This window comes from Legionella donaldsonii (assembly GCF_900452385.1).
GTDB lineage: Bacteria > Pseudomonadota > Gammaproteobacteria > Legionellales > Legionellaceae > Tatlockia > Tatlockia donaldsonii.
Genome location: NZ_UGOA01000001.1, coordinates 778,120 through 799,554 on the forward strand (window position 1 = coordinate 778,120; position 21,435 = coordinate 799,554).

The window sequence follows — 21,435 nt, forward strand, 5'->3', positions numbered from 1 at the left end:
GCATTAAATCTATTTAATGCTAAAATAATGTACGACACAATGAAGTGAATGTAAATGACAAATCTGGCTAGGATATCCGTTTTTATTAGTACCGCTATTGAAGTTTTTGATTTAAGTATCTTTGCTTTTCTTATTCCTGTTTTGTCTTCCGTATTTTTCTCATCCCATTCACAAAGTTCAGCGATTAATTTTGCCATTTTGGCTTATGTAGTAAGCTATGCAGTGAAACCCTTTTCTGGAATGGCTTTTGGGTATCTGTCTGATAGCTATGGTCGTAAGCAAGTGCTGTCGGTTACTACTTTGTTGATGACCGTTTCCACAGCGGTTATTGGTTTATTGCCTACCAGTTTACCTGGTATTTATTTATGGGTAGTGTTATTTAGTTGCCGGATTATTCAGGGGTTATCAATATCAGGGGAGTTTTCTAATGGTTTAATATTTGCTGTTGAACAAGGGAGAGATCGTCCGGCATTTTCTGGCAGTATGGCATTTATGGGCGGGATTCTGGGATTGTTGCTGGCAAATATATCGGTTTTTGTATTATTAAACCTTTTACCTTATGAGCAGATGATTCAATATGGCTGGCGCATACCATTTTTAATCAGTGCTATGATTTGGCTGGCACTGTACCAGATTAGAAGTTTTATTAATGAGCCATTTACGCAGAGGACGAATGATACTAAACATTTTTCATCTTTGGTAAAAAAATATAGAAAGGAGCTGGTTATTTGTTTTGTAGCTGCAAGTTTATCTGCCTCTGCTTTCTATATGACCTTTGTTTATATGCCAACTCTTTTATCTTCGGTTATTCAAAATCAGACTCACCATAGAGCCGTATGGGTGACATTGGTTACTCTGTTAGTTTATTTCCTCTGTTTGCCACTGTTTGGCTCTTTGGCCGATCGGGTAGGTATTACTAAGCAAATTACTGCTGGTTCAGTATTGTACCTTTTATTTTCCTATGTCTGTTTTGAATATATTAGCCATTTTAACTATGTCGTTATATTTTGTAGTTTGATATTACTGGCTTTGATTCAATCATTATATAATTCGGCTTTACCTGCATTTATGGTTTCTTTGTTTCCACCGGCTCATAGAGGTAAGGCTTTAGCAATATCTTATAATACCAGTCTATCAATTTTTGGTGGTTTAATGCCCTATGTTATATTAAGCCATAAAAATTTTATGAATCCGGGAATCGTTATTAGTATTTGTGCGATATTAACATTGATTGTATTACGTTTTGTGAGGGAGAGTGAACATGGTTGTATATGAAGTGAATCTATCTATTGATAAGGATATTTTTAAAGAATATAAGGATTGGTTAGATGAGCACATTCAAGAGATGCTTAAATTTCCCGGATTTATTAATGCTACAGTGATGTATCAATCTATGGATGGTGATAATTCGGATAACCAAAAACATCTCACGGTTCAATATCAGCTTGAAAGTGCTGAAGATTTGCAACACTACTTTAAGGAGCATGCTCCTAAAATGAGAGGGGATGGGGTGAAGCGGTTTTCGGGTCGATTTACAGCGACTCGCCGTACCTTTGAGGTGGAATCTGTTATTGAAGCAAATAAATACGTGAATCGCGTATAAATATATTGATTAATACCTTTTAATGGTATATTATGATGTTACATCAAATATACGGAGGTATTTATTGTGGAGAAGATAGTTTTTAAAGAAGCTGAGGCTGCTAACTATATATGCATGAGCCGTTCTTTTCTTTCTCAGGACAGAGTAAATGGAACTTTAGCTAACAGAACTCCAGGCCCTAAATATATTAAAATTGGGCGCTCCATACGTTATCTAAAGGATGACCTTGATTCATGGTTGGAACAGCACAGAAAGTGTGGTTAGCATCGTTAAATTATCTATTCATCGAGCTAGTGTAATAACGCTTTTGCGCTAACCCATAAAATTTATTCGATTCTTATATTTTTAAATTGCTTAGATAAAAGTCCTTTTAATAGATCTATCTTACGTGCATAAAGCTCATATACTGAAGGGCATCTTTCTATCGTTTACTCAGTGTTGGTGGGTAAGACATATAATGCTGGTAAATTACCTAGAATGTTTTAAGTTCCATATATGCTTATTGATCTGTATAGGCTTTTAATTTCGCTAAAATAGATTGTTCACCGGAAATAATTTTTTTTAAGCCTTCTGGCCGTACATTTTTGGTGTAAATCAGCTTGCTTTAATTATACGTTATCAAAATGATATTTTAATGACTTGGCCATTTTGCTTAATAAAATTACAAACACAACACCTAAATTCAAAACCATAGTTCGATAAATCTGGAGTTCCCAGGAAAGATTCCAACCGCCGACCGGCCTTTGTCCATATGACTATAAAAAAAGTTTGAGGGCTCGTTTTTGCTATGATGGTGTATTTTTATTCTCTATAACACATTCAATTTGCACCCTGCCTGCACCCTATAATTGAATTTTTTTGAGGGGAAAATGTTTACAATCCTTTATTTATATGGTCGGAGTGACAGGAATTGAACCTGCGACCCCTGCCTCCCGAAGGCAGTGCTCTACCAGGCTGAGCTACACTCCGTTTAATGGTCACGTTTAATAGCGAATTGTGCAAGTTCTATCAGTGCCTCCTTATAAACACTATCGGGTAAAACCTGTAGTGCCGACAAAGCCCGATCGACCTCAAGTGCTGCATAATTCCGCGTATATTCAATAGCATCAGTTGCTTCAATGGCTTCCAGGATAGCAGTGAGATTTCGCAAGCTACCTTCCTTTAAACTTTCTTGAATCAATTGTTGCTGTACAACTGTACCATGTTTTAAGGCATGGAGGAGGGGGAGGGTGGCTTTACCATCGGCCAAATCATCACCAATATTTTTGCCAATTGTTTTCGCGTCAGAACAATAATCTAAAGCATCATCAATGAGTTGAAAGGCATTGCCTAAATGCAAGCCATAGGCATACAGGCTTTTTTCAATTTCTTCACCGGCATTACCTAACAAAGGACCAATTGCAGCAGAAGCAGCAAATAACAAGGCTGTTTTGTCTCGAATCACTGCAAAATAATCTTCGACGGAAATCGAAAAATTATGGCGATTAGCTAATTGTCTTACTTCACCACAGCTAATTTGATGGGAAGTATCCGCTAATAGACGTTGAATTTTAGGATGGTTAACATTCACCATTAGCTGGACAGATTGGGTGAACAGGTAGTCTCCTACCAAAATACTGGCTTTGCTGCCCCATATTTCATTGGCTGTTTCACGCCCGCGTCGGAGAGTGGATTCATCAATAACATCGTCATGCAACAGGGTTGCCGTGTGAAAAAATTCTATCATGGCAGCGAGCGCGATATGATCTTGGCCGCTATAGGCACAGGCATGGCTTGCTAGCAATACTAATAAAGGTCGTAAACGTTTGCCGCCACTTTCAACAATGTGATGTGCCAACTCATCAATCAAACCGACTTGCGATTGAATTTTATCAATGATTAGAGCATTTACTGCATCAAAATCTTCACTAACCAGTGCTCTTAAACGGGCAACCGTCATTGTTTATCCTCTAACATAGAATGTATGCATGCTAAGGCTGGCTTGGTCTAATGTCAAGTTTACTTCCTTCCCCAGAACAGGGGAAAGCCATCTTATAGGGGTTATTGGGGACCTGATAGCCCTATGGATACTGTACTTTAGGCATGATAGTTTTTAAATGGAGGTAACAGAGTTTATTTGAATGCTCAGGAATAGATTCGTTTAACTCGTTTGGTGATGTGGTAATTATTACCCCCTGTCTTTTTGGCGCTATACATGGCTTCATCGGCCTTGGCGAGCAATTCATCGGCATTGAATGCGTCGAAAGGATAAACAGCCAAACCAATACTTATCTGACAAATGACGTCATGCGCCCCCAAGGTAAAAGGTTTATTAAATTGTTGCAAAATGCGTTTAGCAATGGTTTGAGGAATTTTATCCCCATTTTGATGCATGATAAGGGCGATAAATTCATCGCCCCCAAGTCTGGCGAGAAAGTCCTTTTCTCTGAAACAGCTTTGCAGGCGCTTGGCAGACTGTGACAGCAAGGAGTCACCGGCCTCGTGCCCGTAAACATCGTTGACATGTTTGAATTTATCTAAATCCATAAAAAAGAAAGTGATGCAATAGTTTTTATTAAGAGCTGCCTCAAGCATATTTTGAATGTACATTTGAAAGTAGGTACGATTTGGTAGATTAGTTAGCGCATCGTAGCGAGCCAGGTAATGGAATTTTTCTTTATCGGTCTGTAATAGGTAATTGTTTTCACTTAATAACTTTTCGTATTGCTCATTTTCACGTAAAACACCATATAAGGTGGTAGCAATTACAAATAAAGAGAAAGAGATATTGATAAAATTCATGAGTAGCACATTGGACGGTGCTAATTGATAAATCGGCGTGAGCTCCTGCATTGAAAAAAAGACTACCATAGCCAGACACAGCGCGGCATAGAGAACCAAGCCATACCAGCTTATAGTGACAGCGGCCAGGATTGGAATGACGTAATACCAGACAAAATAGGAGCTTGATAAACCACCCATCCAGTAATTCCCCAGGGTAGTAATAATCAGTGCTAAAAGAGTGAGGAAATGTCCACACAGGACTGTATTCTTGGTTTTTTTTAAAATAAACAAATTAAGTGCAGCAAATCCACAGGCAGCAATCACCAAATGCACCATCATCCACATATGCCAGACAAAATTGATATAGAGTAAAAATAAACCAAGTATAATAAGTTCAATACTGATGTTATTGATTAACCTGTATTGGCGTCCCCAATCGCTATTGGAAGTTGATAGTTCTCTTGCAAACGCTTTTAATTTACTGACCAGAGACATCTTGGTTCCTCATGGCTAATTTATCTCTTTTAACAAAGGAAATGGATTTCACTTCCAAGTAATAACTTCCTTTCGTTAAAAAAGATCACACTAAACTGCCATAATTATCTATCAATCTATTGTGCCAACCTTCACTGGTTTGCGGATTTTCAATGATTGATCGTTGTTCTCACTAGTATAGGCTATTTTTGTTTCACTTTTGATCAATTAATAACTCCTTGTTAACTTTTTAAGACAGATAATTGTTACAAGCAAGGTGACATGGAGCGTATCTATTTTGCTTGTCTTGGCTTGGATGAAGTAATCATGTCCAAGGAACACGGTATGTACACAAATGCTATTTATTTTTATTAGAAAAATTTTAATTTTATGCACAGGGAATAAAACTCGACTAAATTTAACGTAGTCGTTATGTTTCCAGGTTGAACCTATGGTGCGATTAAAGAATATTCCAACAGTTGAAAACCCACGAGGAAATTATGGCTTTTTTGCTGTAAAACACGCGCCGCAAAAAGAAGTATTTTATCCCAAGGAATTATCAATTACTCATGTTGCACAAGGAGTTCGTAGTGGTGATTGTGATTTCCTATCAGTGATCAATGCGATTCTTGCTCTCCCTGATGGAGAATCCTATATTCGAAACCTGCTTATTGAAAAAAATGGGATAGTTTATGTTCATTTTTTTAAAAATGACAAACCGCAGTGGATTGCTGTTGAAAAATCATTACCAACATCCTGGGGCGTTCTAAGTTCTGGTGCTTTATGGGTTCGCTTTCTGGAAAAGGCTTTCGTTGCTTTTAAAGGCGGTAATTATAATGAAGTACTTAATCAGAGCGATAGTCGTACTGCTTTAAGAACCGTGCTTGGGGGGTTTGAAACAAGCATAACATTGCCTGTACAGACGCGTACTCCTTTGTTTACCTTGTATCAAAAAACAACGCATGGTTGTTCAGGTAAAGATATTCATACCTTGATGTTATTGTTGCGACCGCAGGACAAAATGGCAACTAAAGCCAATTTGGTCAAGCATGTATTTGCTGGCGATGAAGATTTTCTTAATATCTGGTGGGAAATGGTAACTCAAGAGCGCCCAGGTTTGGAAAAATTCCTGGCTTCAAAACCGGTGATTTTTGAGGAGGATATGATTGCTTTTATTGAGCAACGGCAGGAATTTTATAATAAACCAGCGACTGTCACTGCATCCAACGCTGTCATAGAATGGATTAAGAAAAGCAAAATTTTACCCAGTGAAACCCATTATTCCCAAGATGAGTTGGCCCTTTATGAGGATTTAATCCGAGCTTATGATGAACAACGACCTGTGGTTGCGGATGCGAAGCAAATGCCGCCCGCTGGCATTACTGCCGAACACACCTATGCGATCATGGGGTTTCGCGAAAGTGAAATCAGTCATCGAAAATTTGTTATTTTACGCAATCCTCATCATGAAAATATGCCTTGGTTTTTGCGTTACTTTTTCTCTGGTGGAAGACAATCTTATGAAATTAGCGATAAAGAGGGCAGCGTTAAATTAATGGTTAAATCAACGAGCAGTTCAACGTTTGAAATGGAGCTACACGATTTTGCGCAAGCCTTTGCCTATATTGACTGTGGACGTTCACTCAAAGAGATCAAACTGGATAGGTTGGAGGTGGATGAATTGCCGCCAGAGGAAGTATTATCCGAAGCACTGTCGTCGGGAAGTGGTTTATAAACCAAATTTTTTAATCGCAGCCTTGTAGTTTGGGTGCAACGCTGTGATTAAACCTACTATATTAATAATTATAGGAATTTTTAAATTCCCGGGTTTGCAACTCACTGCAGAATAAAATAATATGGTTGGGCAATATCTATTTGCGTTAAAAAAGCGCTGATAGGAGGGACGGCCATCCCCCGCTTCCAGCTGACCACAATCTATCTGGAGATAAATTTGTCTGACGTCATGTTATTTCATTTGTATTCCTTTTTTCAACGTTTTCTTATTAAGAAACGGCGTTTTTTCCCCCTTTCTACCACGTGACCCTTGGTTTTGTTGGCTATTTGCGCAAGTGAATCGCTAAACGAACACTAATGTTTCCAATACTCACTGCACGGGTAGGAACAATCACGTCTCTTGCTCGTGTTCTTTTTAATGTAGGTCGGGTCTTGACCCGACGCGCTGTTGGGTAGGCACCCAACCTACGCTGGAGAGCAACATGGACAGTAACAGAATTAATGAACACGCTTTTATTCATTACCATACCGCGAAGCAGAAACAGTTTTTTAAAGCCTTTGCGCGTGATTACTTAACCTATTTAGGTAATCCTAATCCTAGCAACAAGCAGCTTGCTGAAGTGCAGACCTTGTTGTCACAGGCGTGGGTACAGCGGCCACTTTGTATCGATGGGCGCTTAACCCCGCGTGAGCAGCAGTGAGCACGCTCGGTTGAGCAAAACGCCCAAACATTCGTTGAAGAAATACAAAGAATCAATGAGTTAACTTTGCAAAGGCTTCAAATCGTGCAAAGGTGAGGCTGGTGTTTAACACCTCCTGGATAAGGCGAAATGCCTAATCCAGGAGGTGGACCTTAGACATTAAAGCGAAAATGCATCACATCGCCGTCACAGACGATATATTCTTTTCCTTCGAGACGTAATTTACCGGCTTCTTTCGCACCTTGCTCTCCGCGGTGAGCAATAAAGGCGTCATAGGCAATGACTTCAGCTCGAATGAAGCCTTTTTCAAAATCAGTGTGAATCACTGCGGCTGCCTGTGGTGCTGTAGCGCCTTTGCGTACTGTCCAGGCACGTACTTCTTTCACTCCTGCAGTAAAGTAAGTTTGTAAGCCTAGTAGCTCATAACCCGCACGAATCACACGATTTAACCCCGGTTCTTCAAGACCTAAATCAGCCATAAATTCTTTACGTTCAGCTTCATCCAGATCCATCAGTTCCGCCTCAGTAGCGGCACACAAAGCTACAACACTGGCATGCTCCTGCTCAGCGAGATTTTTTACTTTCTCAAGATGAGGGTTATTTTCATAACCATCATCGGCGACATTAGCGATATAAAGTACGGGTTTGGCGGTCAACAGGAATAGGCGACGGCTGGCTAATTCTTCTTCAGGAGTAAGCGTTAAAGTACGTACTGGGAACCCTGCATCCAAATGCGCTTTGATTTTTTCAAGCATTTGTTTTTCGAACAGAGCTTCTTTGTTACCGCTTTTACTGTTTTTACTTGCTTTATTCAGCGCTTTTTCAACAGTATCCATGTCAGCCAAGGCTAATTCTGTATTAATCACCTCGATGTCGCTTAAGGGATCAACGCGTCCTTCAACATGAATCACATCCGAACTGTCAAAGCAACGCACAACATGGGCTATGGCATCTGTTTCACGGATATTGGCGAGGAATTGGTTACCAAGACCTTCTCCACTTGCTGCCCCTCTTACCAGTCCGGCAATGTCAACAAACTGCATGGTAGTGGGTACGGCTTGTTGGGGTTTAACAATGTCACTTAGTGCATCGAGGCGTGGATCGGGTACAGTAACGATTCCCACATTAGGCTCAATAGTACAAAAGGGATAGTTTGCCGCTTCAATACCCGCTTTGGTTAATGCATTGAACAAAGTTGATTTACCCACATTAGGTAACCCAACTATTCCACATTTGAATCCCATAATATACCCTCAAAAAATTCGTAAATAGTCTATCCACCGTGCTTTATGCACAGTATAAACCTCGCGCTCAATCAGCGCACAAGCTGGATTCTGCACATAAAGCACAGAGCAATATGTTCTATGTGTTTATCCTGTAGTATACCTTATTTGCTATTTATAAAGTTGAACCTTAATTAACCATTTAAGGTATTCATGGCTGCTGCCAATTGACCAGCCAATATAGGCGGTATGACATCAAGGCCTCTTTCCAGTGCATCAACTATTAATTGCCTATCCTGTTGGGACGGTTTTCCCAGTACATAATTTAAAACCATATCCTTATGTCCGGGATGACCAATTCCCACTCGTAACCGGTGGAACTCTGCACTGCCCAGATGTGCAATCAGATCACGCAGGCCGTTATGTCCCCCATGCCCACCGCCAGTTTTAAGTTTTATACGTCCGGCTGGAAGAGCCAAATCGTCATGAACTATCAGAATTTCATCGGGTTTGATACGATAGAACTGTGACGTTTCTTTGGTTGCTAAACCACTATGATTCATAAAAGTCAAAGGCAATAAGGCCTTACAGGAAAGATGGTCAATTTCCAGATTGGCAATGTCCCCATGCAATTTTTTATCCGTTTTGAAAGATGCCTTGTAGCGCTCAGCCAGAGCCTCGACAAACCATGCACCGGCGTTGTGCCGTGTTTGTTCATAGGCAGAACCAGGATTGCGTAAGCCAACAATTAGTTTGATTGCCATAACGAAGATCTAAAAAATAATTAGCATGTTGAACCAGGAGTACCTCAGTGCGCTAGTTCGCCAGTTTGCCTCAGATGCCTTTCGAAACTCTTAGCCTCACGGTGCAGAGTTTCAAAAGACATCTAAAAACAAGGCGGGAAAATCCCGCCTTTAAAAGTGGCTATCATCACGAGTTTATTACTCGTTTTCTTCGCCTTTTTCTTCTTCAGCGGGAGCAGCAGGGGCAGCGGATACTTCCTCTTCCTGTTTTTCTTCCTCTTCAACAGCTGCAACTTTAGGTGCATGAATACTAACAACAGGCAAGTTATGGCTGCCATCAGTGATATCGATTGCTAATTGAACGCCTTTAGGCAGTTTCAAATCAGATAAGTGAATAACGTCATCCATCCCGACGTTTGCCATGTCAACTTCAATAAATTCAGGCAGATCTTTCACCTGGCATTTTACTTCAACGTGAACCATGGTGTGGCTAATAATACCGCCAGCCTTTACTCCTTTCGATGTTTCTTCATTAGTAAAATGAATAGGGATCTGTTTAACCAGAACATCCTTAGGAGAAACGCGTTGTAGATCCATGTGCAAAATTACAGGTTTGTAAGGATGGCGTTGTAAGGCCTTGAGAATAACGTGTTCAACCTTGCCATCGACTTTTAAATCAAAAACACTGGAATAAATGCTTTCGCTTTCCAATGCTTTTACCACTTTGTTATGCAATAAATGAATAGATTGTGGTTTTTTATCGCCACCGTACAGAACGGCAGGGACTTTATTTTCAAGACGACGAAGGCGGCGGCTCGCACCTTTCCCTATGTCTTTTCTTGCTTCAGCTTCTAAAACGATTGTTGACATCAGTAGTCTCCATAATAATAAGTAAAACCCTTTGATTTCGCCCGCGACCAGGACAAAGACCCGAAATAAAATCGAGTCAAGGGTGGCGCAGTATACAATAATTTAAAATCAACTTGAAGTCGTCGCTGTAATTTCATAGAATATGCCACTTTGTTGAATTTGTGAGAGCCGTGCAGGCGCGTTGGAGAATAGCTATGTATGCTGTAATCAAGACAGGCGGTAAGCAATACCGCGTAAAAGAGGGCGATGTCATTAAGTTGGAATTGCTACCCGAGGATGTTGGCAATGAAATCAGCTTCTCTGAAGTTTTAATGCTTGCAGATGGTGATAAATTCACCTGTGGCGCACCACTTGTTAAAAATGCGGTCGTTAAAGCGGAAGTTCTGGAGCACGCTCGCCACAAGAAAGTTAAAATTATCAAGTTTCGTCGTCGTAAGCACCACATGAAACAAATGGGTCATCGACAGTATTATACGCAGGTAAAAATTACTGCGATTAGCAAGTAAGAGGGGAAAGAAATGGCTCATAAAAAAGCAGGCGGTAGTACACGTAACGGCCGCGACTCGAATCCTAAGTACCTTGGTGTAAAGCGTTATGGCGGTCAAATCGTTAACGCTGGTGAAATCCTTGTGCGTCAGCGCGGTACCCGTTTCCACCCGGGCGAAGGTGTTGGTGTTGGTCGTGATCACACCTTGTATGCGTTGGTTACTGGTAAAGTTAGTTTCGTTGTCAAAGGCGCCAAGAATCGTAAATACGTTACGATCGCTGCTGTTGAAAATTAATTTTCATACTTTCCATATTCTGGGCCCCGGTATTCGGGGCTTTTTTTTAGCCTGTGAGTTGATGTAAATCATGAAATTCGTTGATGAAGCACTGATTAAAGTAGATGCCGGTAACGGTGGTCATGGTTGCTTAAGTTTTAGGCGCGAGAAATTTGTGCCCTTCGGTGGTCCAGATGGTGGAGATGGTGGCGATGGCGGAAGTGTAGTTCTTGAGGCGAATGCGAATTTAAATACGTTGGTGGATTTTCGTTACCAACGCCATTACAAAGCCGAAAATGGTCAACCGGGTATGGGAGGCAATTGCACTGGCAAGAAAGGTGATGATTGTGTTATTCAAGTTCCTGTGGGTACCATGGTTTTTGACGTCGATACCGGCGAACTTTTAGGCGATATTAAACAAGCTGGTGAGCGCTTGCTTGTTGCGCAGGGTGGTTTTCACGGCTTAGGAAATACTCGTTACAAGAGTAGTGTTAATCGGGCACCACGACAAACCAGTCCTGGCACCCCAGGCGAATCGCGGCATCTGCGCTTAGAATTACGCGTATTGGCTGATGTAGGCTTACTGGGTTTACCTAATGCAGGGAAGTCGACACTAATTCGCGCTGTTTCAAGTGCAAAGCCTAAAGTTGCCGATTATCCTTTTACGACGTTACATCCAGGATTGGGAGTAGTGAGAGTTTCTTCCCATAAAAGTTTTGTTATGGCTGATATTCCTGGTTTAATTGAAGGGGCAGCCAGTGGCGCAGGCCTTGGTCACCGCTTCCTAAAGCATTTATCCCGTACTTGTGTTTTATTGCACGTTGTGGACGTGGCTCCTGTAGATGAGAGCGATCCCGTGGAATCAGCAAAAGCAATCCTTAATGAATTGAAAGAGTATGATCCGGAGTTACTTGATAAACCACGATGGTTGGTACTCAATAAAATTGATATGTTACCCGATGAGCAAATAAGGCAAAAAACCGTGCAAGCCATTGTTGATGGCTTGCAGTGGCAAGGAAAAATATTTGCTATATCGGCTATGACCGGTGAAGGAACACAGCAACTATGTTATTCATTGATGCAGCTGATTGATGAGATGAAAGAGGCGGAAGCTTAACCATTCAGCGGCAAAATGGACAACCAGATTACTGCGGTAAGGAATCATGTGCTCTTCTTTTCCTTGTTTATTGCCATGTTGATAACGAATTAATAGATCAGTCTTGGCATTTGCCGCAGGTTTTTGCTCCCAATATTCCTTAAGCCCTTGCAAATGAAAATGAAATTTGGCATCCGGGCTGTCATAAAATTTCAACCAGGGGTAACTGCCAGGTTGTTGCAGAATTGTCTGTAAAATGCCTCCCGTTACCTCATCAATAATAGCAATAGGCATTTGCAATTGCTGAATTCGTTCAGAGAAGCACTCAGACGCTTTTTGGGTTGGTGTCGCGATAATATGGGGAGCAACAATAGGATCCATGATTTGTTTGACAGTGGCGACCAGATGTTCTTTACAGCGTACTTTACACTCTACATAAGGTGTTTCTAAGCGGTAACCAGTCTGGCAATCTATGCCTGCCAGGGCGTCATCGATTTGTTGAGCAATTTGACTTTCAGCAACGCCAAACAAGCGCCACTTGAATAAATGCTTATCACTATGTTCTGTCTGTTGTAATAAGGGAAGGATGTAATTGTTAAACATGGGTAGGCATTCGCGCGGAGGCCCAGGAAGAAGAATGAAGAGTTTGTTTTGCCAGCAATAATAACAACCCATGGCTGTACCATTAGGATTGGCCAGAATAGTTGCCTCGGCAGGAAAAAGGGCCTGCTGCCTATTCCCTGGGCTTAATTCAATATGTCCGCTTTTTAAGCGCGACTGGATATGTTCAATAGCGGCTGGAAATTCTATCAAAGGTGTCTTAACAAAATGTCCTAGAGCAAAGCGTGTTCGGTCATCTGAAGTAGGGCCGAGGCCGCCAGTAATAATAATAATGTCATGGTTTGTTGCTAAAAAACCAATACAAGCCTGGATTTCTTCTTCCTTATCACTGCAGGCTAGCTGTAAACCTAGGGAGAGTCCTTCAGAGCTTAAAGCATGAGCAATGTTGTAGCTATTGGTGTTTAGGGTATCGCCATGAATAATTTCATCACCAGTGGCAAGTAGGGCTATGGTCATTGTTTAGCTTCCAGGTAAATATAGTTTAATGCAGCATCATGGGGCTGGCGTACCAGAATCCCTCTATACGCGATGCACTGTCACTTGAGGTAGTGGCGTTTCTATCCCTTCACGATCAAATTGATGCTTAATCGTTTCCTGCAAGGTATTTCTGGTGGCAGATACATCCACAGTATTAACCCAAACCATGAATTTAAGCTCGACTGCAGCGTTAGCGAAATTATCAATGGTAACGTATGGCGCGGGATCTTTTAAAACCAGATCGCAGTTATCCGCAATAGTAAGTAGCATTGCTTTTACCTGAGTAATGTCGCAGTCGTAGGCAACACTAATAATTAAATCAATACGGCGTGTTGAGAAGTAACTTAAATTAGTAATTTCAGATTTAATCAGGGCTTCATTGGGTATCCGTACCAATTTATTGTCTGGTGTTTTCAGCTTGGTGGATAACAAATCAATTGAATCGACAATACCATTGATTCCTTTAACCTCAACGGTATCTCCTACTTTAAAAGGGCGCTCAAAAAGTAAAAAAATACCACTGACTAAGTTGGATGCAGCAGTTTGTGAAGCAAAACTAATTGCAACAGTAAAAACACCGGCAGCCCCTAACAAGACACTTAAGTGAAAACCAAGGTGTTGGAGGCTAGCCACGAAAAAAATAGTAAAAACCACATAAAAAACTGAGCGATTAATGAGCATGGTATGGTGGCGAGAAAAGCGATTCGCAAGAGCGCGTTCAGCAATAATGCCCAGTCGCTTGGCGACTATGTAGCCTACTAAAAACAAACTGATGGCATAACCAATATTTAGCAATTTTTCGGGGTCAAACAGGTTCATTTCTTTCTCCATCACTCGTCAGTAGCCATGATAAGCGCTTGCAAGGGATAGAATACCATAACTCAGTCTAAGCAAGTAGATTGGTTAATAAAGCTGGAAAGGTCATTGTAAGTTTGCATGACTGAAATAGATTACAGGATGCAGGCAAACTCTGAGGTCGAAGCAAAATGTGATTTAACGAAGAGAGGGGGGCGTCGATCCTCTATTACTGACTACGCAGATGGAGGGAATCTGTGAAGAGCAGTAAATCGTTTCCTAGTGTGCCTATAGGCGTCAGGGCGTCTTTTGCCAGTTTGAAATGATGGGCAATCAGATCAAAAAGTTCTGTTTGAGTGTAAAGGCTGGTAAATGTAAGTTTTTGGTTGGCGGCGTCTGAAGCCCGACCTTTACCAAGTAAATCGCTTTTAGCATAGTAATCAAGATAATCGTCTTGCATTTGAAAGACTAAACCCAGATGGGTTGCATAACTGCGTAAAGCATTTGCTGTACTCGCAGAAGGAGCTGAGGCCGCTAATACCATATTGAAACAGGCTAGAATCAACTTTCCAGTTTTCAGAGAATGAATTTGACGTAACTGTGATTCATTAATGGCAGGTTTGCATAATTCGGAGAGATCAAGGCTCTGGCCGCTTACCATGCCGGCTGGGCCGCTGGCATTTACCAATTCTCGCGTTATTTCAATTGATTGTGCGAGAGATAGATGTTTGGGCAAGTAAGTCAGAAGGATGTCAATGGCCAGTGCCTGCATGCCATCGCCAACTAAAATTGCTGTTGCTTCATCGAATGCTTTATGGCAGCTGGGTTTACCTCGTCTCATATCATCATCATCCATAGCAGGCAGATCATCATGGACCAGGGAATAACAATGAGTAAGTTCAACTGCTGCGGCAATAATATCCAGAATGGCTGGTGCGATAGCCATTATTTCACCGCATAAATAGACCAGGGTTGGTCGTAAACGTTTACCACCTGGAAAAAGGGCATAGAGCATCGCATTTTTGATTTGTTCGGCAGGAATTTCAGCGGCCAAGACTAATTGGCGAAGAACCGATTCATGGTTAGTTAAATAAGTGTTGATGTTTTTATTGGCCATCGAACTGTTCGCTATCTTTGATGTTAGACAGAGTGAGCGTCTCGATTTTTTGCTCAGCCTGACTTAAAACGTCCTGGCATCGGCGTGCAAGTGTGATTCCTTTTTCGAATTGTTTTAGAGAATCTTCAAGTGATAATTCCCCTTTTTCTAATTGCATGACAATTTCTTCGAGTTCAAGCATGGTTTTTTCAAAATGAATAGGTTTTGTCATCGCTGCCAGCCTAGTTTGGCAAATGATGGCAGTATACTGCCTGATCATGAAGTTTCAACAGCTTTTGTGTGAAAAAGGTCCGGGAGATGACAAAATAAATACCAAAATAGCAGGCATGAATTGCTTAAGTAGGGTACTTGAACCAGGTTGATATGACTTTGTCCAAGTAAACCATGAATTTCCACAATCCTACTTGCGATTCGATACTACCATAAGGATCCGCTTTCATTTCCGGGTAGGCGATTCCCAAACCAAACAACCCTGGTCCTATGATTCCCACATGTGGATTATGATGAGTATCTTCATAATCACCAATGACAATATTTTTGCGTTTTTCAAACCCAACTGCGTAGATGACTTTGTCACACTCAGGAAGAAAACGTGCAATATTAGGTTCACTGGTGTTGTAACGCACAAGATTGGGAGGTAAAACACCATCTATATTTTGTCTGGCCCAAGTCGCAGTTTGTCCCTTGAGTCCGGTATTATCAAATAAGATCCAATCGCCCATATCAATCGCGTAACGACAAGGAGAGCGGTAAAAATTAATAATTTTTTTCACACCCAACTCAACCAGATAGCGCACGATGATGATTGCTGAGTGGGAAGAACCAAAGACGGCGTAAGTTTCGTTCGTGTTGACTGTCGCAGCCAATCGATCTTTATCAATGGCTACATCGAAAGGGATGACATCAACGCCAGGGTAATTCAGACTTGAAGGAACTGCCCCAGTAGCTAAAATTACATTTTTCGCTCTGAAGGTGTGAGTATCGGTATTTAAGGACCAGGTACGTTCGGATAAGGCCATACTATGCACTGTTGCTTGTTGGGCAACCACTTTTTTTGTTAAGTGTTCTGAAACCCATTCTAATGGTTTAACAACCTCGAGCAGAGTGCAAGTGCTTTCCGGTTCTATGCGATTAAGCTGAAAATCAATGGGTGTGTGGTTATAGTGAAATGAATCAACGGCCTTTAAAAAATCAACAAAGCGTCTTACAGTGGTGTTACTGGAAACATGGCGCCATAATTGGCCAAGATCACCTACCTTGAAATGGGGATCAAGCCATAAAATATGCTGTGGATGAATATTGTTATCCAGTAATTTTCCTACAGCAGCGATTCCGGCTGGCCCAGCTCCAACAACTGCCCAATGAAAAGGCTTTTTGGTAAATTGATTCAAAATAGTTTTCTTCGGTTTAAATAAAATAATTTTACTGGTGGAACCTTTTTTAAACAAGAACATGATCCTGACAAAAAATATTTTTTTGCCTGTAGCAAATTTAATTGCATGATTTTTGGTATTCATGCAGGATTAGCTATTAAAAAATAGCCGCCAAGGCAGTAAGTTAATAGATGAAAACGAAGACCCGATTTGTTTGCAATCAATGTGCAGCGGTTTTTTCTCAATGGGCTGGCCAGTGTACACAATGTTCTGCCTGGAATTCAGTGAGTGAAGAAGGCATTACTGTTGCTGGACGTAATACCCGGATGGGACATTATGCGAATCAGCGTTCGGCAGTGACGTCCGTTGAGGAGGTTGTGCTTGATGCAGAAGTGCGTATGGATTGCGGTTTGTCAGAACTAAATCGGGTGTTAGGCGGTGGTTTGGTGGACGGCTCAGTGGTATTGATTGGTGGCGATCCCGGTATAGGCAAATCTACCTTATTGCTACAAACGTTAGCCAATTTATCCCAAACGCAGAAAGTTCTTTATGTCACCGGCGAAGAATCTTTACAACAAGTCGCAATGCGAGCCAAGCGTCTGCAATTACCTCTGGCGAATTTACGCTTGTTAGCAGAAACACAAGTAGAAATTATCCTCAGTCATGTCCAGCAGGAAAAACCACGCATTGTTGTGATTGATTCTGTACAAACCATTTTTACCGAAACGTTAAGTTCAGCACCGGGCGGAGTAAGTCAGGTCAGGGAATCAGCGGCGCAATTAGTACGTTTTGCTAAAATGACGCAGACTGCTGTGTTTATTGTGGGACATGTCACGAAAGAAGGCGCTTTGGCTGGTCCTAGAGTATTAGAGCATATGGTTGACAGCGTGTTGTATTTTGAAGGCCAAAGTGACAGTCGATTTCGGGTAATTCGGGCTATCAAAAACCGTTTTGGTGCGGTGAATGAATTGGGTGTTTTTGCAATGACTGATCGCGGATTAAAAGAGGTCGCTAACCCGTCAGCTATTTTTTTGTCCCGTCAGCCAGAAGCAACGCCTGGAAGTGCCGTTATGGTAACCTGGGAAGGTTCACGTCCCATGTTGGTTGAGGTACAGGCTTTAGTGGATGAGGCTCATGGTCAGCAAGCCAAGCGGGTTACGGCAGGTCTTGAGCATAATCGCCTGGCTATTTTACTGGCAGTATTGCATCGTCATGGGGGGGTTGCCACGTTCGATCAAGATGTTTTTATCAATGTTGTTGGCGGTGTGAAAGTCACGGAAACGGGCAGCGATTTAGCCTTATTGGCTGCTGTAGTTTCCAGCCTTCGTAATCGAGTTTTTGATCGCGAAACCATTATTTTTGGAGAAGTAGGTTTAGCAGGAGAAATAAGACCCGTACAAAGTGGTCAGGAGCGTTTGCGTGAGGCAGCCAAGCATGGCTTTAAACGGGCTATTGTCCCCTTTGCTAATGCGCCCAAACAAAGCAATTCGTCGTCGATGGAGGTAATTGCTGTTAAGCATTTGCAGGAGGTATTAGGGCAACTCTAGATTTTGCTGATCAACGTCCTTGTTATTCAGCAAGAGATAATTTACGCTGTGAAAAGTGCGCGGTAGTTTTCTTCACTAATTTCCGATTTTTCGATACCCTGAGTTAGCCCCAGAGAGTCACTGGTCTGCAAATATTTTTCTTTATCGTCCACTAACTTCGAGACCATCTCCATAACCGCTTCCTGACAAAACATGTCTTGCACAGACAGAGAGTGTGGGCCAAAGATTGCTTGTTCTGTGGCACTATTACAATTACTTGCTGGGATATATCGGTCGTAGAACGGATGCAGGCTGCTGTGCAAAGTATAATTGGCTTTTTCTGCTAAAAGATATTCTACGTTTTCACGGTAAGTTTTCGCATTAATACTTAAACCTGGTACTAAAGGGATAATATGGAAAAAAAGCGGATAATGAGGTAAGGATTTTGCTCTTTCAAACCATTTCTTTAGATCTTCTTCTACTGAGGTAAATTGTGGAAGAAAAACTCGTAGATCTAGCGGTAGATCTTTAAAGCGGGGATCAGGAATGCGTTTTTGTCTGCTGACTACTTGATTGGTGTCAGGCCGTTTACTCATTGAACAGGTAATGGCTCCATTTTCATTCGTTATAAATGAAAAATTATGGCCTGGGTATACACTCTTTCCGAAAGTACTCGTTAAGCTGGTGGTCGTCGGTGTTGTACCAATAAATAAACTGTTTTTATGGGGTTCTATAATGCTTTTGCTAATGGTAGAAAAAAGATTAGAGTTACCTGAAAAAAGTATTTTTACTATTTTTCCCGTTTGCTTTGGCGTACTCGCCAAACTGAATTCGCCAATACGAGTGGAAAAGTTTCTGTGTGGCAAAGTATACAAGGATGGTATGCCAATTCTTGTAGGGTTTCGAAAAAATTTAGGCATAAGTTTCTCCCGATTTTAATCTAGGCAGGTTAGTCCCTTTACCTTGCGGCTAGTTTATTTTGATGAATTAATAAATTTGCAAGAAAAGCTAAGTTCTATTGCCAGGAAATTGCCTGCTCCACTGCCCCTACTTTTTAGCGGGCCAGCAAAACAGGCGAATCACTTGATAAATCAGCTGAGGAATAGTGAGTAAAATAATAGAGATAAGAGAAAATCTTACTGTATGAGTTGCATTGGTTACTGCTAACAATAGGATAGTTGTAGTTTTCATCTCTTTACTCTTCAATGAAGTAAATTATCTAAAAATTATTTTTCATGGCCTTCTAATATACATGTTGATAATATTGTTGGCAACAAATCGGTGGTAAAAATTTTATTTTTTTGTGAATTAATTTCACATTGATTTTATGAGAGGGTTAATCATGAACGACGATTAATTGGGTTGTGGGTTAGCGGGTTGGGGCTTTAGGTTCCCGCGAGCAAGTCGCGGGAGGTTGAGAAGGGTAAACGTTCTTAGGCCTGTTATCTTTTAGGATTACCAAATCACACAGCGATTCTGGTTAATCATCGGGCTTGGTTCTGAAATGGCAAAAGCGGCCTGGAATTGCGGCATATTGGCTAAAGTTCCATTGACGCGGTAAATCATAGGTGGATGTGGATCGGTAGTCACCATATTGCGGAGTTGTTGAGGGCGTACATTAGAAGCCCAAACATGCGCTGTGCCTAAAAAGAATTGTTGATCGGGCGTAAATCCATTGATGGTTTTAGCATTTTTATAGGCTTTGGAAGCATGGAAGGCGTGATAGGCCAGAGTGAGCCCGCCGAGATCAGCAGTCGCTTCGCCCATTACCAGTTTACCTTTCACTGGTAAATCGCCATCTACCTTATATTGGGAAAATTGCTTCTTAATACAATTGGTTGCATTTTGGAATTTCTTTAAATCCTCCGCTGTCCACCAATTTTTCAAATTACCATGACCATCAAATTGAGCACCTTGATCATCAAAACCGTGGGTTATCTCATGACCAATAACAAAGCCAATTGCACCATAATTGACAGCAGCTGGCGCTTTGGGATCAAAGAAGGGTGGCTGTAAGATACCAGCTGGGATATTGATATTATTCATAGAGGGATCATAGTAAGCATTGATCGTTTGTGGTGTCATATTCCATTCACTTCTATCAATCGGCTTACCAATTTTGTTGAGATCGCGCTTGATCAAAAACTCATTAGCACGACTTACATTGAGCACATAGGGGCCACGGTCAATCTTCAAGGTGGAGTAATCCCACCATTTACTCGGGTAACCAACACGCTCTTCAATCAGGGCTAATTTTTGCAGGGCTGCCTTCCGTGTAGCAGGGGTCATCCAGCTTAGGGTGGTTAGATCGTTATGCAAAGCCTGGCGGATATTATGTAAAATTTCCAATACCTCCTTTTTGGAGTCAGGCGAGAAATATTTTTCTACATACAATTTACCAATAGCGAATCCTAGTGCCTCATTTTCTGTATGAACTACTCGTCGCCAACGCGGCAGTAATTTTTCTGTCCCCGTTAAAGCAGAAACCATACGGAAATTTTGCTCAACGAAGGGTTGCGATAAGTAAGCGGCGAAAGCATCGATTAAATGCCAACGCAAATAGATTTTCCAATCTTCGAGAGAAACACTTGGTAATAGTTCATTCACTTTAGTAAAAAATTCAGGCATTGCTAAATTAATTCGTTTTATTTCTGGTTGACCGATGGCGTTAAAATACCGTGGCCATGAAAAATTAGGGGTAATTTTATCGAGTTGTTTTATATCCATCATATGATAGATAGCATGAGGATCACGTTGTGCCGTTTGGGACATCGATGCTTTGGCCAAGGTTGTTTCAATAGTCATGATGGTCTTGGCTGCGGAAGCGGCTTGTGCGGGAGTATCGCCTAATAATTCAAACATTTTAGCGATGTGCTGCACATAGGCACTGCGAATTTGCTGAAATTTTTTATCGTCTTTTAAATAGTAATCGCGAGTAGGTAAGCCCAAGCCGCCTTGCATGGCAGCACCAATCATTTCGTTACTATTTTTGAAGTCTTGCATACTGCCAAAACCAAACAGGGCATTGACTCCAATCAGTTGCAGATGAGTAATTACCGTTTGCAAATCAGCCAAATTTTTTATGGAATCAATACGCGCAAATTCGGGGTTTAACGGTGTGGCTCCCAGTTTATTAATACGGTCCTCATTCATACCACTGAAGTAAAAATCACCGACTTTTTGTTCGATGCTGCCAGGTTTGGCTTGTTTGTCATTTGCTGCCTGAATCAGCATTTGATGAATCGTTTTTTGATTTTTCTCTTGTAGAATATAAAAAGTACCCCAACTGGCATATTCAGGAGGGATAGGATTTTGTTTTTGCCAGGTGCCGTTTGCATAGCTAAAGAAATCTTGATGAGGCGCAATACTCGTATCAAGCCAGTTTAAATGGAGTGCTTCGGCACCATCATTTGTGGTAGCAACTGGTTCTGCAGCGAAACTGGGTAAGCAGAACATCAGGGTGAAAATTCCATGCATTAATCGCATAAAAGAACTCCTTTAGAGTAGTTTTGTCAAAATCTCTATAATACAGTAATTAGAAGTATATCTATTCATTTT

At 41.3% G+C, this 21,435-nt stretch carries 21 protein-coding genes and 1 tRNA gene; 8 read left to right on the forward strand and 14 right to left on the reverse strand.

The window, feature by feature from the left end:
* The first annotated feature begins 54 nt into the window (after positions 1 to 54).
* On the forward strand, positions 55 to 1,275 hold the full coding sequence (locus DYC89_RS03675) for an MFS transporter (RefSeq protein WP_115220553.1): 1,221 nt from the start codon (positions 55 to 57) through the stop codon (positions 1,273 to 1,275).
* On the forward strand, positions 1,262 to 1,603 hold the full coding sequence (locus tag DYC89_RS03680; protein WP_115220554.1) for a DUF4286 family protein: 342 nt from the start codon (positions 1,262 to 1,264) through the stop codon (positions 1,601 to 1,603). The genes DYC89_RS03675 and DYC89_RS03680 overlap by 14 nt, the downstream gene beginning before the upstream one ends.
* A gap of 892 nt (positions 1,604 to 2,495) precedes the next feature.
* Here the strand turns inward: DYC89_RS03680 and DYC89_RS03690 are convergent.
* The 3 genes from DYC89_RS03690 to DYC89_RS16675 form a co-directional block, all read right to left on the reverse strand.
* Positions 2,496 to 2,572: transfer RNA gene (locus tag DYC89_RS03690), tRNA-Pro, on the reverse strand.
* Position 2,573: 1 nt separating this feature from the next.
* Positions 2,574 to 3,542 carry a polyprenyl synthetase family protein gene (locus tag DYC89_RS03695; RefSeq protein WP_115220556.1) on the reverse strand — a complete coding sequence of 323 codons (969 nt, stop codon included), beginning with the start codon at positions 3,540 to 3,542 and terminating at the stop codon, positions 2,574 to 2,576.
* Between the two features lie 185 nt (positions 3,543 to 3,727).
* The gene (locus DYC89_RS16675) at positions 3,728 to 4,861 is read right to left on the reverse strand and encodes a GGDEF domain-containing protein (protein WP_245953945.1); all 1,134 of its coding nucleotides are present in this window, start codon (positions 4,859 to 4,861) and stop codon (positions 3,728 to 3,730) included.
* Positions 4,862 to 5,291: 430 nt separating this feature from the next.
* On the opposite strand from DYC89_RS16675, the gene DYC89_RS03705 reads away from it, so the two are divergent.
* Together DYC89_RS03705 and DYC89_RS03710 are read left to right on the forward strand one after the other, a co-directional pair.
* Positions 5,292 to 6,575, forward strand: coding sequence for a C2 family cysteine protease (locus DYC89_RS03705; RefSeq protein ID WP_115220557.1), 1,284 nt, complete (start codon positions 5,292 to 5,294; stop codon positions 6,573 to 6,575).
* A 481-nt stretch (positions 6,576 to 7,056) separates the two neighbouring features.
* The gene (locus DYC89_RS03710; protein WP_245953946.1) at positions 7,057 to 7,275 is read left to right on the forward strand and encodes a hypothetical protein; all 219 of its coding nucleotides are present in this window, start codon (positions 7,057 to 7,059) and stop codon (positions 7,273 to 7,275) included.
* A gap of 152 nt (positions 7,276 to 7,427) precedes the next feature.
* Here the strand turns inward: DYC89_RS03710 and ychF are convergent, their stop codons facing one another.
* The 3 genes from ychF to DYC89_RS03725 form a co-directional block, all read right to left on the reverse strand.
* Positions 7,428 to 8,519, reverse strand: coding sequence for a redox-regulated ATPase YchF (gene ychF / locus DYC89_RS03715; RefSeq protein ID WP_115220558.1), 1,092 nt, complete (start codon positions 8,517 to 8,519; stop codon positions 7,428 to 7,430).
* A 173-nt stretch (positions 8,520 to 8,692) separates the two neighbouring features.
* A complete protein-coding gene (gene pth / locus DYC89_RS03720) occupies positions 8,693 to 9,262 on the reverse strand; it encodes an aminoacyl-tRNA hydrolase (protein WP_115220559.1) in 570 nt (189 codons plus the stop codon).
* Positions 9,263 to 9,439: 177 nt separating this feature from the next.
* On the reverse strand, positions 9,440 to 10,111 hold the full coding sequence (locus tag DYC89_RS03725) for a 50S ribosomal protein L25/general stress protein Ctc (protein WP_115220560.1): 672 nt from the start codon (positions 10,109 to 10,111) through the stop codon (positions 9,440 to 9,442).
* A 194-nt stretch (positions 10,112 to 10,305) separates the two neighbouring features.
* On the opposite strand from DYC89_RS03725, the gene rplU reads away from it, so the two are divergent.
* The 3 genes from rplU (at position 10,306) to cgtA (ending at position 11,989) form a co-directional block, all read left to right on the forward strand.
* Complete coding sequence (gene rplU / locus DYC89_RS03730; protein ID WP_019218292.1) at positions 10,306 to 10,617, forward strand: 50S ribosomal protein L21; 312 nt, start codon at positions 10,306 to 10,308, stop codon at positions 10,615 to 10,617.
* A 12-nt stretch (positions 10,618 to 10,629) separates the two neighbouring features.
* Positions 10,630 to 10,893, forward strand: coding sequence for a 50S ribosomal protein L27 (gene rpmA / locus DYC89_RS03735; RefSeq protein WP_115220561.1), 264 nt, complete (start codon positions 10,630 to 10,632; stop codon positions 10,891 to 10,893).
* A 70-nt stretch (positions 10,894 to 10,963) separates the two neighbouring features.
* A complete protein-coding gene (cgtA, locus tag DYC89_RS03740) occupies positions 10,964 to 11,989 on the forward strand; it encodes an Obg family GTPase CgtA (protein ID WP_115220562.1) in 1,026 nt (341 codons plus the stop codon).
* On the opposite strand, the gene DYC89_RS03745 is transcribed toward cgtA, so the two are convergent.
* From DYC89_RS03745 to DYC89_RS03765, 5 genes are all read right to left on the reverse strand, one after another.
* Positions 11,945 to 13,045 (reverse strand): competence/damage-inducible protein A, encoded by a 1,101-nt coding sequence (locus tag DYC89_RS03745; protein WP_115220563.1) that lies wholly within the window; start codon positions 13,043 to 13,045, stop codon positions 11,945 to 11,947. The two genes, cgtA and DYC89_RS03745, sit on opposite strands and share 45 nt — an antisense overlap.
* Before the next feature lie 63 nt (positions 13,046 to 13,108).
* Complete coding sequence (locus DYC89_RS03750) at positions 13,109 to 13,885, reverse strand: mechanosensitive ion channel family protein (RefSeq protein ID WP_228362956.1); 777 nt, start codon at positions 13,883 to 13,885, stop codon at positions 13,109 to 13,111.
* 205 nt (positions 13,886 to 14,090) lie between these two features.
* Positions 14,091 to 14,978: a polyprenyl synthetase family protein gene (locus DYC89_RS03755; protein WP_115220565.1), complete on the reverse strand. Its 888-nt coding sequence runs from the start codon at positions 14,976 to 14,978 to the stop codon at positions 14,091 to 14,093.
* Positions 14,968 to 15,189, reverse strand: coding sequence for an exodeoxyribonuclease VII small subunit (locus tag DYC89_RS03760; RefSeq protein WP_115222642.1), 222 nt, complete (start codon positions 15,187 to 15,189; stop codon positions 14,968 to 14,970). Before DYC89_RS03760 ends, DYC89_RS03755 begins: the two co-directional genes overlap by 11 nt.
* 124 nt (positions 15,190 to 15,313) lie before the next feature.
* On the reverse strand, positions 15,314 to 16,369 hold the full coding sequence (locus DYC89_RS03765) for an FAD-dependent oxidoreductase (RefSeq protein ID WP_245954038.1): 1,056 nt from the start codon (positions 16,367 to 16,369) through the stop codon (positions 15,314 to 15,316).
* A 173-nt stretch (positions 16,370 to 16,542) separates the two neighbouring features.
* Between DYC89_RS03765 and radA the strand changes: the two genes are divergently transcribed.
* Entirely contained in the window at positions 16,543 to 17,898 is a 1,356-nt protein-coding gene (radA, locus tag DYC89_RS03770) for a DNA repair protein RadA (protein WP_115220566.1), read from the forward strand.
* A 41-nt stretch (positions 17,899 to 17,939) separates the two neighbouring features.
* On the opposite strand, the gene DYC89_RS16395 is transcribed toward radA, so the two are convergent.
* The 3 genes from DYC89_RS16395 to DYC89_RS03785 form a co-directional block, all read right to left on the reverse strand.
* Positions 17,940 to 18,797: a hypothetical protein gene (locus DYC89_RS16395; RefSeq protein ID WP_147285471.1), complete on the reverse strand. Its 858-nt coding sequence runs from the start codon at positions 18,795 to 18,797 to the stop codon at positions 17,940 to 17,942.
* 127 nt (positions 18,798 to 18,924) lie between these two features.
* On the reverse strand, positions 18,925 to 19,068 hold the full coding sequence (locus DYC89_RS16455) for a hypothetical protein (RefSeq protein ID WP_181879312.1): 144 nt from the start codon (positions 19,066 to 19,068) through the stop codon (positions 18,925 to 18,927).
* 264 nt (positions 19,069 to 19,332) lie between these two features.
* Complete coding sequence (locus tag DYC89_RS03785) at positions 19,333 to 21,333, reverse strand: M13 family metallopeptidase (RefSeq protein ID WP_245954039.1); 2,001 nt, start codon at positions 21,331 to 21,333, stop codon at positions 19,333 to 19,335.
* Between the last annotated feature and the right edge of the window lie 102 nt (positions 21,334 to 21,435).

Coding starts and splice junctions, on each gene's coding strand:
- DYC89_RS03750 (WP_228362956.1), bottom strand. CDS start 13,885: ATGAACCTGTTTGACCCCGAAAAATTGCTAAATATTGGTTATGCCATC.
- rpmA (WP_115220561.1), top strand. CDS start 10,630: ATGGCTCATAAAAAAGCAGGCGGTAGTACACGTAACGGCCGCGACTCG.
- DYC89_RS03785 (WP_245954039.1), bottom strand. CDS start 21,333: ATGTTCTGCTTACCCAGTTTCGCTGCAGAACCAGTTGCTACCACAAAT.
- DYC89_RS03675 (WP_115220553.1), top strand. CDS start 55: ATGACAAATCTGGCTAGGATATCCGTTTTTATTAGTACCGCTATTGAA.
- ychF (WP_115220558.1), bottom strand. CDS start 8,519: ATGGGATTCAAATGTGGAATAGTTGGGTTACCTAATGTGGGTAAATCA.
- DYC89_RS03710 (WP_245953946.1), top strand. CDS start 7,057: ATGGACAGTAACAGAATTAATGAACACGCTTTTATTCATTACCATACC.
- DYC89_RS16675 (WP_245953945.1), bottom strand. CDS start 4,861: ATGTCTCTGGTCAGTAAATTAAAAGCGTTTGCAAGAGAACTATCAACT.
- DYC89_RS03680 (WP_115220554.1), top strand. CDS start 1,262: ATGGTTGTATATGAAGTGAATCTATCTATTGATAAGGATATTTTTAAA.
- DYC89_RS03725 (WP_115220560.1), bottom strand. CDS start 10,111: ATGTCAACAATCGTTTTAGAAGCTGAAGCAAGAAAAGACATAGGGAAA.
- DYC89_RS03745 (WP_115220563.1), bottom strand. CDS start 13,045: ATGACCATAGCCCTACTTGCCACTGGTGATGAAATTATTCATGGCGAT.
- rplU (WP_019218292.1), top strand. CDS start 10,306: ATGTATGCTGTAATCAAGACAGGCGGTAAGCAATACCGCGTAAAAGAG.
- DYC89_RS03705 (WP_115220557.1), top strand. CDS start 5,292: ATGGTGCGATTAAAGAATATTCCAACAGTTGAAAACCCACGAGGAAAT.
- DYC89_RS03695 (WP_115220556.1), bottom strand. CDS start 3,542: ATGACGGTTGCCCGTTTAAGAGCACTGGTTAGTGAAGATTTTGATGCA.
- pth (WP_115220559.1), bottom strand. CDS start 9,262: ATGGCAATCAAACTAATTGTTGGCTTACGCAATCCTGGTTCTGCCTAT.
- DYC89_RS16455 (WP_181879312.1), bottom strand. CDS start 19,068: ATGAAAACTACAACTATCCTATTGTTAGCAGTAACCAATGCAACTCAT.
- cgtA (WP_115220562.1), top strand. CDS start 10,964: ATGAAATTCGTTGATGAAGCACTGATTAAAGTAGATGCCGGTAACGGT.
- radA (WP_115220566.1), top strand. CDS start 16,543: ATGAAAACGAAGACCCGATTTGTTTGCAATCAATGTGCAGCGGTTTTT.
- DYC89_RS16395 (WP_147285471.1), bottom strand. CDS start 18,797: ATGCCTAAATTTTTTCGAAACCCTACAAGAATTGGCATACCATCCTTG.
- DYC89_RS03760 (WP_115222642.1), bottom strand. CDS start 15,189: ATGACAAAACCTATTCATTTTGAAAAAACCATGCTTGAACTCGAAGAA.
- DYC89_RS03755 (WP_115220565.1), bottom strand. CDS start 14,978: ATGGCCAATAAAAACATCAACACTTATTTAACTAACCATGAATCGGTT.